11 protein-coding genes and 1 rRNA gene are annotated in these 14,522 nt (G+C 44.9%); 10 read left to right on the top strand and 2 right to left on the bottom strand.

Features of this window, described 5'->3' with window-relative positions; genetic code table 11:
• The 4 genes from rrf to HFE01_RS24650 form a co-directional block, all read left to right on the top strand.
• Positions 1-75: ribosomal RNA gene (gene rrf / locus HFE01_RS27805) — 5S ribosomal RNA — on the top strand; the annotation flags it as partial.
• Between the two features lie 280 nt (positions 76-355).
• Complete coding sequence (locus tag HFE01_RS24660; protein WP_167438742.1) at positions 356-1,207, top strand: alpha/beta fold hydrolase; 852 nt, start codon at positions 356-358, stop codon at positions 1,205-1,207.
• Between the two features lie 422 nt (positions 1,208-1,629).
• Positions 1,630-2,352 carry a YjjG family noncanonical pyrimidine nucleotidase gene (locus HFE01_RS24655; protein ID WP_016818751.1) on the top strand — a complete coding sequence of 241 codons (723 nt, stop codon included), beginning with the start codon at positions 1,630-1,632 and terminating at the stop codon, positions 2,350-2,352.
• The gene (locus tag HFE01_RS24650; protein ID WP_019687226.1) at positions 2,353-2,913 is read left to right on the top strand and encodes a GNAT family N-acetyltransferase; all 561 of its coding nucleotides are present in this window, start codon (positions 2,353-2,355) and stop codon (positions 2,911-2,913) included.
• Positions 2,914-2,978: 65 nt separating this feature from the next.
• On the opposite strand, the gene HFE01_RS24645 is transcribed toward HFE01_RS24650, so the two are convergent.
• Positions 2,979-5,255 carry an alpha-galactosidase gene (locus HFE01_RS24645; protein WP_107735178.1) on the bottom strand — a complete coding sequence of 759 codons (2,277 nt, stop codon included), beginning with the start codon at positions 5,253-5,255 and terminating at the stop codon, positions 2,979-2,981.
• Between the two features lie 39 nt (positions 5,256-5,294).
• Positions 5,295-6,293, bottom strand: a complete 999-nt coding sequence (locus HFE01_RS24640; protein ID WP_016818754.1) for a LacI family DNA-binding transcriptional regulator — start codon at positions 6,291-6,293, stop codon at positions 5,295-5,297.
• A 175-nt stretch (positions 6,294-6,468) separates the two neighbouring features.
• Here HFE01_RS24640 and HFE01_RS24635 point away from each other — a divergent pair, with 175 nt between their 5' ends.
• The 6 genes from HFE01_RS24635 (at position 6,469) to HFE01_RS24610 (ending at position 14,498) form a co-directional block, all read left to right on the top strand.
• The gene (locus tag HFE01_RS24635) at positions 6,469-8,277 is read left to right on the top strand and encodes a cache domain-containing sensor histidine kinase (RefSeq protein ID WP_107735179.1); all 1,809 of its coding nucleotides are present in this window, start codon (positions 6,469-6,471) and stop codon (positions 8,275-8,277) included.
• Positions 8,270-9,376: a response regulator transcription factor gene (locus HFE01_RS24630; protein WP_107735180.1), complete on the top strand. Its 1,107-nt coding sequence runs from the start codon at positions 8,270-8,272 to the stop codon at positions 9,374-9,376. The genes HFE01_RS24635 and HFE01_RS24630 overlap by 8 nt, the downstream gene beginning before the upstream one ends.
• 196 nt (positions 9,377-9,572) lie before the next feature.
• On the top strand, positions 9,573-10,874 hold the full coding sequence (locus HFE01_RS24625) for an ABC transporter substrate-binding protein (protein ID WP_025364847.1): 1,302 nt from the start codon (positions 9,573-9,575) through the stop codon (positions 10,872-10,874).
• Positions 10,875-10,952: 78 nt separating this feature from the next.
• Complete coding sequence (locus HFE01_RS24620) at positions 10,953-11,831, top strand: carbohydrate ABC transporter permease (protein WP_044787919.1); 879 nt, start codon at positions 10,953-10,955, stop codon at positions 11,829-11,831.
• Positions 11,832-11,859: 28 nt separating this feature from the next.
• Entirely contained in the window at positions 11,860-12,702 is an 843-nt protein-coding gene (locus HFE01_RS24615) for a carbohydrate ABC transporter permease (RefSeq protein WP_013371135.1), read from the top strand.
• 194 nt (positions 12,703-12,896) lie between these two features.
• The gene (locus HFE01_RS24610) at positions 12,897-14,498 is read left to right on the top strand and encodes an alpha-amylase family glycosyl hydrolase (RefSeq protein ID WP_044787918.1); all 1,602 of its coding nucleotides are present in this window, start codon (positions 12,897-12,899) and stop codon (positions 14,496-14,498) included.
• Positions 14,499-14,522: the final 24 nt, after the last annotated feature.

Genomic DNA, 14,522 nt, shown 5'->3' with positions numbered 1-14,522 from the left:
AACACGACCGTTAAGCCCTCCAGCGCCGATGGTACTTGGACCGCAGGGTCCTGGGAGAGTAGGACGCCGCCAAGCAAATAAAAGTATAATCTCTACATCAAAAAGACCGCGATTATCGCGGTCTTTTTGATTCCTAAATAGATGTGCTTCTCAAAAATCCAATATGAATCTGATAAGTCAGGACAAGTAAGAAAAAGTAAACCCGTTTTGTTTTTGAAAAAATCATGTTAAACTTTTCTCATAAAATAAACGGACTTTCAGAGGTGAGTTGTAGTGCTGGAACGCTCTATGGAGAATACAAGGGATTTAAACAACGGAAAGGGAGTGATTTAAAGAAGAAAAGGAGACGATGAGGATGAGCACTTATCAAACGGTTATTAGTGATGGATTTGAGCTGAAATATACTATAAGAGGTAACGGAAAGTCGATATTGGTGATCGGCAGTAGTGTATATTATCCTCGCATATTTTCAGACCATTTATATAAAAAGTTTCAGTTTATTTTCTTAGATCATAGAGGGTTTGCAAAACCGACTCGTGCTTTAAAACCAGAAGACTATACTTTGGATAAAGTCATCAAAGACATAGTAACAGCAAGACAATGCCTTCATTTAGATCCATTTATCATATTAGGACATTCCGGGCATGCTTTTATGGCTTTGGAATATGCTAAACAATACCCAGACTATGTTGAAAAAGTGGTGCTATTAAATTCAGCGCCTACGAACAGCCAAGAAAGACAATGGCAAAGCTTGTCATACTTTTATGAAACGGCCAGTCCAGCCAGAAAAGAACGTTTTGAAAAAGATATTGTTTTATTAGAGGATGATATCAAAAGAGATCCCGACAGAAGATTTGTTCACATGTGTATACGTATGGGAGCCCAAAGTTTTTATGATTATACCTATGATGCAGCTCATATGTGGAATGATGTGCACACGAACATGCCTATCATTGATTATTTATGGGGAGAAGCCTTCGGAAAGATAGATTTGATACAGTCCTTGGGAGATGTCGATAAGCCCATGTTTATTGGTCTTGGAAGAACTGATTACTTAGTCGCGCCTGTTTCATTGTGGGATCGGGTCGATGATAGCTATACGAACGTAAAAAAGGTGGTTTTTGAGCATAGTGGCCATAATCCGATGTTTGAAGAACCTCATTATTTTGATCAAACATTAACCGAATGGATTAATGAAAATCACTAAGTTTTTAAAACAGTCGATTCCGGTACTGGAAACAGACCTGAAGATGATGGCAGGTTGACCCTAAAGATCTACGAATGGAGAACAAATAGTTTGAATTTTAAAAGGAGAATGTTTACCTTTTGGCTTGTCACTGAAGCATCGGGGACAGCTTGAGTTAGCATTCTCCTTTCATTTATAAATCGCTATGGTAGTAGTTTGGCACGAAGCATGTTACTTCGCACTCGAACAACAAGTGGTGAATGTCCCATGTGTCTACGCGTTTGGCACGAAGCATGTTACTTCGCACTGGCTCAAACTCATAGAAAATATTACTCCATTCTTTTTGTCATGACTTGACGGATCAATGAGGTTCTGTATAATAACCGAGAGATCATACTGTAATGATAGTTTATTTCCATTTGATATGGAGGTTGGAAGTCGTTTTGAAATACGAAATTATTTTGTTTGATGTTGATGATACGCTGTTTGATTTTAAAATGGCAGAGAGTCATGCGCTACATAATACGTTCACCCAATTTGGATTGCCGCAAGGGGCCACAGAGTATAAATCCAGCTATGATGAGATTAACAGTGTGTTGTGGCGAGAGGCAGAGGAAGGACTTATTACCTCGGCACAGTTGCGGGTGGAAAGATTTAAACGATTGTTTACTGTCCATAAGCTAGACTTCAATCCAGACGCCTTTAGTGCTGCTTATTTACGTTATTTGGGTGAAGGTGCTTTTTTGATGGACGGAGCGGTTGAACTATGTGACGTACTATCTGAGTATCGTTTGGCGATTATTACGAATGGAATCAAAGAGGTACAAACCTCCAGAATTCAGCTCTCTCCGCTGCGTGATGTGTTTGAGCAGGTAATTATTTCAGAAGAAGTGGGTTGCCAAAAGCCACAAGCCGGTATTTTTGATTACGCATTTGCCAAGCTAGCCATCTCAGATAAAAGTAAGGTCCTTATGGTCGGCGATTCTTTAACCTCTGATATTCAAGGAGGGAATAAGTACGGAATTGATACCTGCTGGTTCAACCCTGCCAGAAAAACAAATACGTCTGGTATTCAACCCACTTATGAAATAACAAGTTTAATGGAACTACTGAGTAGTGTACTGTCAATAGGGTCTGTACTGAATCGTACGTCGGCGGAAATCTAGATGAATGATGTAGAAATCAGAAGACCGAAAGTTAAAGATGCCGAAAAGTTAAATGAATTGTTTAGAATAGTGATTACAGACACATTTGCTAAAGAAGGTATTGGAAGCAAGCTGGAGGATATAGAGGATGAAATTGAGACTAAAAGAGCGTATTTGGAAAGTGACTTAGAAAGCCACGGTGAGCAACGATATTTTTTAATCGCTGTAGACGGGGATCGAATAATGGGTTCAATTGAATATGGCCCGGCAAGTGAACTTATAAGTAAATCTACCAATGATGCATTAAAAAATTTGTGCGAGGTAGGAACTGTATTTGTTCACCCTGACTACCAGAAGATTGGAGTAGGAAATTTATTATTGAAATCAATGTATCTGGCGTTGAAAGATAGAGGAGTAGAAGAATTTTGTTTAGATAGTGGGTATCGTATTGCACAAAAAATATGGGAAAAGAAGTTTGGAACTCCTGATTATTTATTAAAAGATTATTGGGGAAAAGGCTTTGATCATATGATATGGAGAATCAAAATCAAGGATGCTATTAAATGGTCACAAAGTTATTAAACAAGGCAGGTCGGAAAATCGACCTGCCTTGTTTTAATTTTTTATCGTCACCGGCTGAACTATAATTAACAGGAGATAGCTTTAAGGCGGAAGGTAGAGCTGGCAAAATCCCCAGTGAGATCCGAGACAACAAGTCCAATCTTCATTAGACGGTCACCTCCAAAAATTTCACCGTCGAACGCCACACGGAAGGGGGAGACGCCATCTTCAGCCAAGGTACCACCGACTGGTTCTGAAGTATTGCTGGTTGCCCCGATTTCGATTATATACTTTTTAGCTGGGTCAAGTCCTTTTAGAGTTAGTCGCCGGATAGGACCATTTGGCTCAGCCAACACACGGAAGTAAGCGACAAAAGCTTCGGACTGGTCCTCGCTAACAAACATCCAGGCAGTATTGCCTCGGCCCTCAAACGGACTAAGAAGTCGATACATATCTCCCTGCTGTACAAGGGAACGGATTTCTTTATACTGGGCAATTTGTCTGGCAGCAAGCTCTTTTTCTACATTAGTAAATGCAGTAAGGTCAAGCTCGTAGCCAAAATTCCCGCTCATTGCCACGTCGCCACGTATGGCGAGGGAGGTGTTTCGTCCCACCTGGTGGTTCGGCACGTTCGATACGTGGGCCCCCATGGTACTAGCCGGATACACGATGCTGGTGCCGTACTGGATAGCCAATCTTTCAATAGCATCAGTGTCATCACTGGTCCATGTCTGCGGCATATAGTAGAGCATCCCTGGATCGAATCGTCCACCTCCACCAGAACAGCTTTCAAACAAGATGTCCGGGAAGCGTGAGGTCAGGCGTTCCAGCAGATCATAAAGTCCGAGCATATAACGGTGCGCAGTTTCTTTTTGACGTTCGCTAGTAGCGGTAGCCGAAGCAATCTCTGTCATATTACGATTCATGTCCCACTTGACATAAGTAATTGGGGCGATCGAGAATACGGAGCTCAGCGTCTCGTACAAGTAATCGCATACTTCCTTGCGGGAGAGATCAAGCACCAATTGGGATCGGCCTTCCGTCCGCCGCCGACCTTCCGCATGTAGGCACCAGTCGGGATGGGTGCGGTACAGCTCACTATCAGGTGATACCATTTCCGGCTCAACCCACAAGCCAAATTGTAATCCTTGTTCATTAACCCGTTTGGCTAGGTCGGTGAGACCTCCAGGTAGCTTGCGGCGGTCTTCGAACCAGTCCCCAAGCGAACTGTTGTCGTTGTCGCGCTTGCCAAACCAACCGTCATCAAGAACAAATAGCTCAATTCCAAGAGGTCCCGCTTCTTTGGCAATCGCCTCGATTTTATCGGCGTCGAAGTCAAAATATGTGGCTTCCCAATTGTTCACGAGAATCGGGCGTTCCTTGTCGCGATAAGTTCCTCGGCACAGACGTGTGCGGTAGAGTCGGTGATAGGTGCGCGACATGCCCCCAAGACCTTCTTCGGAAAAGACCAGCACGGCTTCAGGGGTCTGGAATGACTGACCCGGTTCAAGCCGCCAGGAGAAGTCAAAAGGATTAATTCCGATACTTACACGGGTCTGATTAAACTGTTCTACTTCCGCCTGCGCAACGAAATTGCTGCTGTAGATTAGACTGAAGCCGTACACATCCCCACGATCTTCTGTTGCATCTGGACGAAGCAGGGCCAGAAAGGGATTCATTTGGTGACTGCTGGAGCCTCGCCGGCTTTCCAACCGAATGGCGCCGGGGCCAAGATCGCGGCGTTGGATATGTCTTTCCCGAACCCAGGCGCCAGATAGATAGAGAGCTTGATAATTGGAATCGGCGAAGTCGACAGAGGCGCTCATCGCCTGCTCAATATTCATGACAGCGCTTCCCTTATGTTCAAAAAGAGTAGACCTAGCAATAGCGCTGTGGTTCGCAAATACAGTATAGAGTAATGTAGCCTTAAGACCTGAGTGCTGGTCCTCAAGGAACAACAGGAGAGTTGTTGCTTCATCATCCGATTCGGTATAGACGGAAGGGAGGCCTTCAAGCTTTGGTTTGCCCGATTCAACACGGTGGCCACTATATTTTAGCTCCGTAGTTCGAGTTCCATCCGCAAGCGCAACCTGATAAGCCGGTTGACGGAAGTCGCTTGTCCCATACTGTGGATATTCCTGTGGAAGCGCATCCAAAGAAAGCGCACGATTAGAAGAAACGGGAGTGGGGGAGAAGGAGCAGCGCTCTCTAAGCTCCAATATACTTGCGAGACTTTGGTCATGATGAAGTTGGGCTCCCCAATAGACATGTGCAGGATATCCTTCTACCAACTGGATAATATAGCTGCAATCCTTGGACTGCAGGTGAAACAAACCAAGCGCTTCGTTAACATGAATGTTCATGATATTCACTCCTTAGGGGGTTATCATCTCGATTGACTCTCAAATATTGATTTTACTGTTGATGCATGAGCTTTCCCGTATGACAAGCTTAGTCCCGATCACGCTGTACGCAGGTGGTTCACGTCCCTCAAACCGTTCAGAGAGCAACTGCACGGCAGCTTTTCCCATTTGTTCGGGATAGGCACGTACAGTAGTTAGCGGAGGCTGCACGAAGGCCGCCATCTCAATGTCGTCGAAGCCGACAACAGCCATATCTTCGGGTACCTTGACTCCATGTCCATGAAGGGCGCGGAGGGCTCCAATGGCGAGCGGATCGCTGGCAGCGAAGCAGGCTGTCGGTCGTTCCTGCTCGGCTAGAAGCTCGTTCATCATGAGATATCCATCCGCAGTACTCCAGGCGCCTATGCGGACGAACTTCGGATTATACAAACCTCGTTCCCGCATGAATCGTTCAAAATAATGCGCCCTTCGCTCTCCATCGCTCTTCCCGCCAATAAATCCGATTTGTCGGTGGCCAAGCTCGAGCAGATGTCCAAGTGCCTGGTCAACCGCCTGCCGAAAATGGAGTCGTACGGAATCGTATTCCAGCTGCTCATGGTACTGGTCGACAAGGACAATGGTGTTCTTGTCCGGATACAGCTTGGACACCTCTTCAGGATCAACGCCGCCCACGACAATCAGACCATCCGCCTTCTGCAAGGTGTCGAGAGATGAACGGCCTCGCAGCGTCTGTCCCAATGTCAGGCCAAGCTCCTCACAGCGCAGTTCGATTCCACGGCGGATCGAGGCGTAATACGGATCGTCTCTTTCCTCCTCAATGGAACACCACAGCAGGAGGGAGACCGTTTTCCCGGCACGTTCCGTGTTCCTCTTTAACTGCCTCAGGCGGGAAGGCTTATACCCGAGCTGCTCAGCAATTAAAAAAATTCTGTTTTTGGTGTCTGGACTCACGGATAGTGACAGATCGTTATTTAAAACCCTTGAAACGGTTGCGGCAGACACTCCCGCTTCGCGGGCAATGTCTTTAATGGTTGCCAAAGAGCTCACACCTTTTTAGTTAATAATTTTACTAAAAATCGACTTTATCCTAACACATACTTTTGGCACTTTCAAGATGGATTGTTGAATTTTTTTAACATTATTTTAGTTCTACTACTGTTCAGATTAGTTGTGTTAACATGATGAATATTCTCTGATGACGGAGGGGTCTTATTTGAATATTCTGTCCCTAGCTCGTAAGTGGTTTGGTCGCCTTCGCTTTAAAAGCAAGGTTATAGCGGTATTTCTCCCGCTGATCATTATTTCTCTGCTCATTCTTGGACTTGTGTCCAACCAACTTTTCAGTCGTTCATTGATAGAGCAAACGACCAGCAACGTAGTTGACGAATCTCAGCTTATCCTGTCCCGGACCGACTACATATTCAGTAGTGTGGAAACGGCGGCCAACATTATGGTCACGAATATTAACCGGATGTATGATTCATACGGTGCTAGACCTGATACTGCCATAGATCGTGTTCAATTTGGTAACCTGATGCAAAGCCGTCTATCTATTGATTTATCAATCTTTCGCGAAGTGGATGCGGCGGTATTTATTGATAATGAAGGGACAATTTTTGCTTCTTATACCGAAAGTGGGGATGATAGTAAAGTCTATAGCATGCTCAAGCGGGTAAGGGAATCCGAAAGTTATGGACAAGCACTCTGGTTTGATATGGAGAAGAGAGATTTCCTAACACCGGATTCCAACTCTCCGGTTTTGACGCTGGGAAAGATGGTCATTAATATAGACACCGGCGAACCCTATGGAACGCTTTTTCTGTTAGTGAAGGAAGAAGGTTTGTCTGATTATTTTCGTTCCAGCGATCCCGATGCGCCCAAATCTTATTATTTTTTAGATAACGAGATGCGTGTGGCTGTGGCAGAAGACAATGGGATGCTGATGAAGCCAGTGAGTTCACAGTTAGCGGAGGCCATCCAAGGCTGTGGATCTGATGTGTCCCCAAAAACATGTTCATTTGAGGATAGCGGCAATCTCGTAACGGTCAATGATTATAACCGGATGGGTTGGAAGCTGGTCAATATTGTTTCTCTTAGCCTGCTTACAGCTGATGTCCGGCAAAATGTAAGGCTTTCACTCTTAATCGGCGTATTTTGTCTTGCTTTTTCCTGGCTCGGTGCTAGCTTCCTGTCCAAAATGGTCGTTAGTCCTCTCGAACAGCTGACTAGAGCCATGCGAAAAGTAGTTGCCGGCGATTTACAATCGGTTGCGATAGTCCGAACAGAAGATGAAATCGGTACCATTGCTGAAGCTTTTAACTTTATGATAAGACGGATTCGGGAATTGCTGGATGAAGTGAGGCAGGAGCAAAACCGCAAGCGTGAATATGAACTCGCATTGATGACGGCTCAAATAAAACCGCATTTTCTGTACAACACTTTAGATACCATTTATGCACTGAATGAGTTGGATCGTAATGATGAGGCTAGAGATACTACGAAGGCGCTGGCAGATTTTTATCGAATGGTACTAAATAAAGGACGGGAACTCATTATTTTAGAAAAGGAAGCTCAGATTACTGATGATTACCTGACTATTCTGCAAATCCGTTATCCCGATGTGTTCCGCTATGAAGTGGATATCCCTCCAGAACTTGCGGGTACACCGATCCCGAAACTCTCGCTCCAGCCACTTGTCGAGAATTCGATTTACCATGGTCTTAAGAAGAAAGGAACCAAAGGTTTTATCCGTATTTTCGCTTTTACACAGAACGATAGGGTGATCGTCCGGGTGGAGGACAACGGTGTGGGAATGGACGAAATTCAAGTTCAGAACATTATGTCCAGACATTTACCGAAAGAAGGAATACGATCAATCGGTACCTATAGCGTTCAGCAACGGCTGAGCCTGTATTTTGGCGAGGAGTATGGGATATCCGTGCAGAGTGTTCTCGGAGAGGGAACCATTGTTGACCTGTCGCTACCAACGCAGCCAAAGGGGAGTGTACACCAAGATGTATAAAGTGATGATTGTTGATGATGAGCCGCTGTTCCGAGACTTTCTGCGAATTAAGATAGACTGGGAAAGTCACGGCTTTCGGGTTTGCTGTGAAGCAAGGAACGGGCAGGAAGCACTTCAGGAAGCCGAGCGGCATCAGCCGCACCTTGCCCTCGTTGATATCAATATGCCCTTTATTGACGGAATTGAATTAGCCGAGAGGTTGAAAGTCAAGTTCGAACGAATCGTAATTGTATTCATATCCGGGCATAACGAGTTTGAATATCTACAGAAGGCCGTTCGAACTGGAGTGCAGGATTATTTGCTGAAACCGTTCAATGCAGAAGAAATGCTCTCAATGTTGGAGCGTATTAAAGCGAAGTTACCAGTGCTTCCACAGGAGAGTGAAAGTGCAGATTTAAGGGGACAGGACGGCGAAGTGTTGCATAGCAGAGCAGGTATGCCTGATTTGGGTCATCTACGCGATGCGGTTGTGCTTGACCTCCGAATGAAAGACAGTGAAACGCTAGAGGAAGTCCGCAAGGCAATCCGTCAGCTTAGTAAATATAAATGGGGAGATGAATACGCAGATGCGATGCTTATGGGAATCGTATCTTTAGCCCTTTCCTTTGCCAGTGAACGTGGCATTCCTTATGACCAGCTATGGGAAAACGGAGGAGACAAGTCTCCTTACGAACGGCTGCGAGAGTTAGATTCCTGGGAGGCTGCTGAAGGTTGGATGCTCGCCCTATACCGCAAGCTGATCCTGCTGATGGAGAATATGCGTCCTACGAAGGCTTCCAATTTATTCGCGGCGGCGATCAACTATATTGAGGAACATTATGCAGACGCAGAGTTGTCTGCTGAGCAGGTGTCGTGCGGAGTATTCGTCGATCCCAGCTACCTGCGCCGCGTATTTCGCAAGGAGTCTGGCTTTTCCATAGTGGATCACATTACACACATCCGAATGAAGAAGGCTAAGGAGCTTCTGCTGAAAGGCAATCGGAAGCTGTCAGAAATCGCTGAAAGTGTCGGTTACAGTGACCCCAACTATTTCAGCAAATGTTTCAAGAAACGTTTTGGTATGACACCCACTGAATATGAGCAACTCAAAAAGAGATAGCATCTGCCTTGTGAGGCAGAACACATCAATTTAAGCCTGGCGGTTTTCCTATATGGAGGACCGCTGCTCTATTTGTCCCGTTTTTTACTGATAATACCCGTTTTATTCCTTAAAGAAGAATAGAGGCAGCGGTATACTGTAGTCAAGCAAATGAAAGCGCAATCATCAAAGACTCTTCATGAGGGGGATAAAACAAATGAAAAAAAATCTTAAAATTTGGAGTGCAGCCTTGCTAGTACTCACCATGTCCGTCGGATTGGTTGCTTGTGGCGAAGACAACTCAGCCTCTTCCAATAACGGATCAGGGGACGGAACGATCAAATTGAAGGTGTATGCGCAGCATTTCGATGACGATACCATTAAGCCGTTCGATTATGCGGTGGCAGAGCTCAAAAAGAAGATGCCAAACGTAGAAATTGAATTGGATCCTGCCGTGCAGGACGGAGGCCAGAAGCTTAAAACATATGCGGCAACGGGCAACATGCCAGATGTTTATTTAGCGGATTGGTCTGTCCTGCAAACTTTTGCAAAATCGAAAAATGTCGAGGTTCTTGACAACTATGACACAACAGCCGAATTCAAGAAGAGTCTTAACCCGGGAGTTGAATCGCGTTTGGTAGCTCCTGACAATCATGTGTATGCTTACCCTGAAACTGGTATTGAATTCCAAATGATTTATTACAACAAGTCCATTTTTGAGAAGGTAGGAATCAAAACACCGCTTAAGACGATTGATCAGATGGCCGATGCAGCGAAAAAGTTAAAAGCTGCTGGTTATGTACCGATGTCGATCTTTGCAAAGGAAAAATGGATTACGACCGCTTTTTATAACGGACTGGTTACAAGAGAGCAGCCGCGTGGATTTGGAGCACTTGAGGAGAAGGGTGTAAAAGCATTGCCAGAAGCATTCGTAACAGCAGCACAGCAAATGAAGCAACTGCAAAGAGCCGGATTGTTCGATGCCAACGCTACGAACACCAATTATGATCAGGCATCCTCTCTATTTTATCAGGGCAAAGCTGCCATGTTCGTGAATGGACAATGGGAAATTTACAGTTCCCAGGAAAAGCTGGGCGATCAAGTCGACTGGATGTACTGGCCTGCAAAGGATGAAGCAACCTACGAGAAATCCAAATATTTTATTGACGGCTCAGGTTCTCCGCAAGGTTATGCAGTATCAGCGAATAGCAAAAATAAGGAAACAGCCGTAAAGGTAGCGGCATTCCTTGCCTCGAAGTCAGCAGAGTACAGATACACTCAACTTGGAAGTCCGATAGTTCCAGTGAAAGTAGATAAGCCAATGGCCTCCAATGTTCCAGCAATGATGCAGCGAGTTGTCAAAGAGTTGCTGCCTAATGCGCAGGAATATGCTCAACTTCTTAGCAATACAAAAATTCAGAACACCATTAATGACAATACTCAAAATATGATGGTAGACAACTTTTCTGAAAACGATTTTGTGAGCAATCTGAATAGCACATTGAATAAAGAAAACTGAGAATTCAGGGAATCGGCAACCCTTGGCGGCATAAGGCGCTGAGGGTGCTGTTCCAAAGATAAGGGGTGGAAGCAAGACATGAATAAATATTTGGGGAACAAATCGGCGCTCGCACTGTTTCTCCTCCCTGCTTTGATACTGTATAGCGTGATTCTAATCTATCCTGTTTTGCAAACCGTTCTTCGCAGCTTTTATGATTGGGATGGTCTTAGTACGCTGACCTTTTCGGGATTGAATAATTACCGAGAATTATTCTCCGATCCTCTACTTGGGACTTCGCTTAAGAACGGATTGATCTTTGCAATTGTACTGGCAGTCTTTCAGATCGGACTGGGAACGATATTGGCACTAATCTGTGCGGACCCACGTACACGCGGGCGGAAAATACTGAAAACGGCTTATTTTATCCCAGTTGTCCTATCGGTAACCGTGGTGTGCCAGCTATGGATTGCAATCTACGATCCAACCAACGGATTAATCAACCGACTGTTTGAACTCTTGAACATCCCGTATCAGCAAAATTGGTTGAGCTCCCCAACAACATCCATTATTGCCATCGCCTTTGTTAATGCCTGGCAGTTTATGGGATACCAATTCTCGTTGTTATATGCGGGAGTTAAGTCAATACCCGAAGACTACTTTGAGGCGGCCACGATTGACGGTTGCAGCAAATGGAAAGCGCATCTGCATGTTACGCTTCCTTTAATGAGGGAAACATACAAATTTTGCTTCATTATCGCGATAACCTCTGGAATAGGGGCGTTTGTGCAGATGCTGATTATGACAAATGGTGGGCCCGGCACTACAAACTATACAATGACATTCATGATTTATCGCTATGCTTTTATGGAGAGCAACTATGGTTATGCGTGTGCTGTATCCGTGCTGCTTGTATTAATCTCGTTATTGGCAACTGTAGTTATCAATAAGCTGTTCGACCGCGGACAAACCGCCTGATGAGGCGTGTATTGAAAAGGAGAACGAAATGAGTAAAACCGCTTTGAGCAAGTTCAGACATGCTGCCCTGCAGATACCACTGTGGTTGTATCTAATTGTTTCGGTCTACCCGTTGTTTTGGATGGTATCCTACTCGTTAAAGAACAACGATGAGATCTTCGTCTCTAACCCATTTGGACTGCCAACGCATTTTCGATACGAAAATTATATTAATGCCTGGACACAATTTAATATTCCCCGTTACTTTCTGAACAGTCTGGTCGTATCAACGATTTCGACTCTGTTTATCCTTTTACTAGCTCTGATGTTTGCCTTCGCAGTGGCTCGTATGAGGTGGAGATTTCGTTCTACCGTCCGGACTTATATGACCATAGGAATGTTTATGCCGCTTCAGGTTATCATGATACCGCTGGCGATTCTGGTTCGCGATTTTAATCTAACGAATACGTATGGAGCTCTTATTCTTCCTTATATCGCAATTGGCCTTCCTTTCTCGTCCATGATTTTCTATGGGTTCCTTACAGGAATCCCTAAGGAGATAGAAGAGGCAGCATGCATGGATGGAGCTAATATTTATAGACTGTTCCTGAAAATCATTGTACCCCTTGCATTACCTGCAATTGCAACTGTAGCCATTTTTCAATTTTTGAACAACTGGAATGAGTTCACTTTGGCCTATATTCTCATTTCTGATGAAAATATGAAGACATTGCCGCTAGGCTTGCTTTTCTTCCAAGGTTCTTATAGTACAGATTGGGGAGCCATGGGGGCTGTTATGACTATTGCCTCCTTACCGATGGTACTCGTGTATCTGTTCTTGAGTGAACAAGTGGAGCGGGCGATGACGGTAGGTTCCGCTGTAAAAGGATAAAAATAGACTTGCAAGCAAACTGCCTGGGTTAAGGATCAGAAAAAGATCCTCTAACCCAGGCAGTTTGTTCGATACAGACATCAAACAATAAAATCGATATTTTCCACTATAATAGATAATAATATCCCCTTTTTTTGGGTGGTTTTTCTTTATAATGAAGGCGCACCCATAACAATTAAAGGAGCTGATATGTTTTGACTCGTAACAAACGCTTAAGAAAATGGTCCACGATCCTGTTAACGGTGCCTATGCTCACGATGTTCGCCTCAAGTGCAATGGCCGAGCAGGATATGAACGGGCATAAGCCTCCGAATTCTGCTGGAAGCGGCGTGTTTTACGAAATTTATATCAATTCTTTTTATGATTCGAACGGGGACGGACATGGTGATTTAAAAGGTATTACGCAAAAGCTTGATTACTTAAACGACGGCAATCCCCGTTCGGGTAAGGATTTGCAGGTCAGCGGTCTCTGGCTCATGCCACTGAATCCGTCTCCAAGCTACCATAAATATGATGTAACTGACTACTATCAAGTGGACCCGCAGTACGGGAATCTGAATGATTTCCGCACCTTGACGAAAGAAGCAAAAAGAAAAGGTGTCAAGGTGATCATTGACCTTGTTATCAATCATTCAAGTAGCGAGCACCCTTGGTTCAAGGAGGCTAGTGCCAACCCGCAAAGCAAATACCATGACTATTACGTATGGGCTGATGAGAATACAAACCTGGATGAAAAGGGATCATGGGGCCAGCAGGTATGGCATAAGAATCCGAATGGCGAAGGGTATTTTTACGGTACCTTCTGGTCCGGGATGCCGGATCTGAATTTTGATAATCCCGAAGTCCGCAAGGAAATGATCAAAGTCGGTAAGTATTGGCTACAGCAAGGTGCAGACGGCTTCCGGCTTGATGCGGCGATGCATATTTTTAAAGGGCAAACGAAGGACGGTGCCGATAAAAACATTGCGTGGTGGAATGAATTCCGTTCCGAGATGGAAAAGATAAATCCAAACGTATATCTGGCAGGAGAGGTATGGGATAAACCGGAGACAATAGCTCCTTATTACGAATCGCTCCACTCTCTGTTTAATTTTGACCTGGGCGGAACGATATTGAACTCTGTGAAAAACGGTCGAGATCAAGGTATTGCTACATTCTCCGAGAAAACGCTGAAGCTGTACAAATCATACAATAAGGCGGCACTCGATGCTCCATTTTTAAGCAATCATGACCAAACCCGAGTTATGAGCGAGCTGGGCGGGGATGTACGAAAAGCCAAGCTGGCTGCATCCATTCTTTTGACGTTGCCGGGTCAGCCGTTTCTCTATTATGGGGAAGAGATCGGCATGAAGGGAGAGAAGCCCGATGAGTATCTTCGAGAGCCTATGCGCTGGTATAAGGGAGAAGGCCTCGGTCAAACAAAGTGGGAGGAACCCAAATACAACAAAGGCGAAGTATCGGTGGAAGCGCAGTTGCGGGACAATGATTCTCTGCTGGAAAGCTACCGCACGCTTATCCGTCTGAGGGAAGAACATGAGGCTCTTCGCAGCGACAGTCTAGAGCCGATCCAAGCAGGTTCTGCCAGCGTGACGGCATACAAACGTTCTTCAGGCAAAGAAACATTGTATGTATATCATAATCTGTCAGGAGAGCCGGTTACCATCCAGATGAAAGATCGAGATAAGGAAAAGCGGAAAGTGGTTTTCTCTACCTCAAAGGATGCTAAAGTAAGGAAAGAAACGGTGACGATTCCCGCTTACAGTTCTTTAATTACCCAAGAAGATAGAAAGAGCTGAGCTACGCAAACTTACAGCCACAAT

Source organism: Paenibacillus sp. EKM10P, assembly GCF_011800655.1.
GTDB classification, from domain to species: Bacteria; Bacillota; Bacilli; order Paenibacillales; family Paenibacillaceae; genus Paenibacillus; species Paenibacillus polymyxa.
This window is presented reverse-complemented; position numbering and strand designations above follow the sequence as displayed.

Excerpts from the sequence above, each read along its gene's own strand:
- HFE01_RS24660 (WP_167438742.1), top strand. The coding sequence starts at position 356 with ATGAGCACTTATCAAACGGTTATTAGTGATGGATTTGAGCTGAAATAT.
- HFE01_RS24650 (WP_019687226.1), top strand. The coding sequence starts at position 2,353 with ATGAATGATGTAGAAATCAGAAGACCGAAAGTTAAAGATGCCGAAAAG.
- HFE01_RS24645 (WP_107735178.1), bottom strand. The coding sequence starts at position 5,255 with ATGAACATTCATGTTAACGAAGCGCTTGGTTTGTTTCACCTGCAGTCC.
- HFE01_RS24630 (WP_107735180.1), top strand. The coding sequence starts at position 8,270 with ATGTATAAAGTGATGATTGTTGATGATGAGCCGCTGTTCCGAGACTTT.
- HFE01_RS24625 (WP_025364847.1), top strand. The coding sequence starts at position 9,573 with ATGAAAAAAAATCTTAAAATTTGGAGTGCAGCCTTGCTAGTACTCACC.
- HFE01_RS24620 (WP_044787919.1), top strand. The coding sequence starts at position 10,953 with ATGAATAAATATTTGGGGAACAAATCGGCGCTCGCACTGTTTCTCCTC.
- HFE01_RS24615 (WP_013371135.1), top strand. The coding sequence starts at position 11,860 with ATGAGTAAAACCGCTTTGAGCAAGTTCAGACATGCTGCCCTGCAGATA.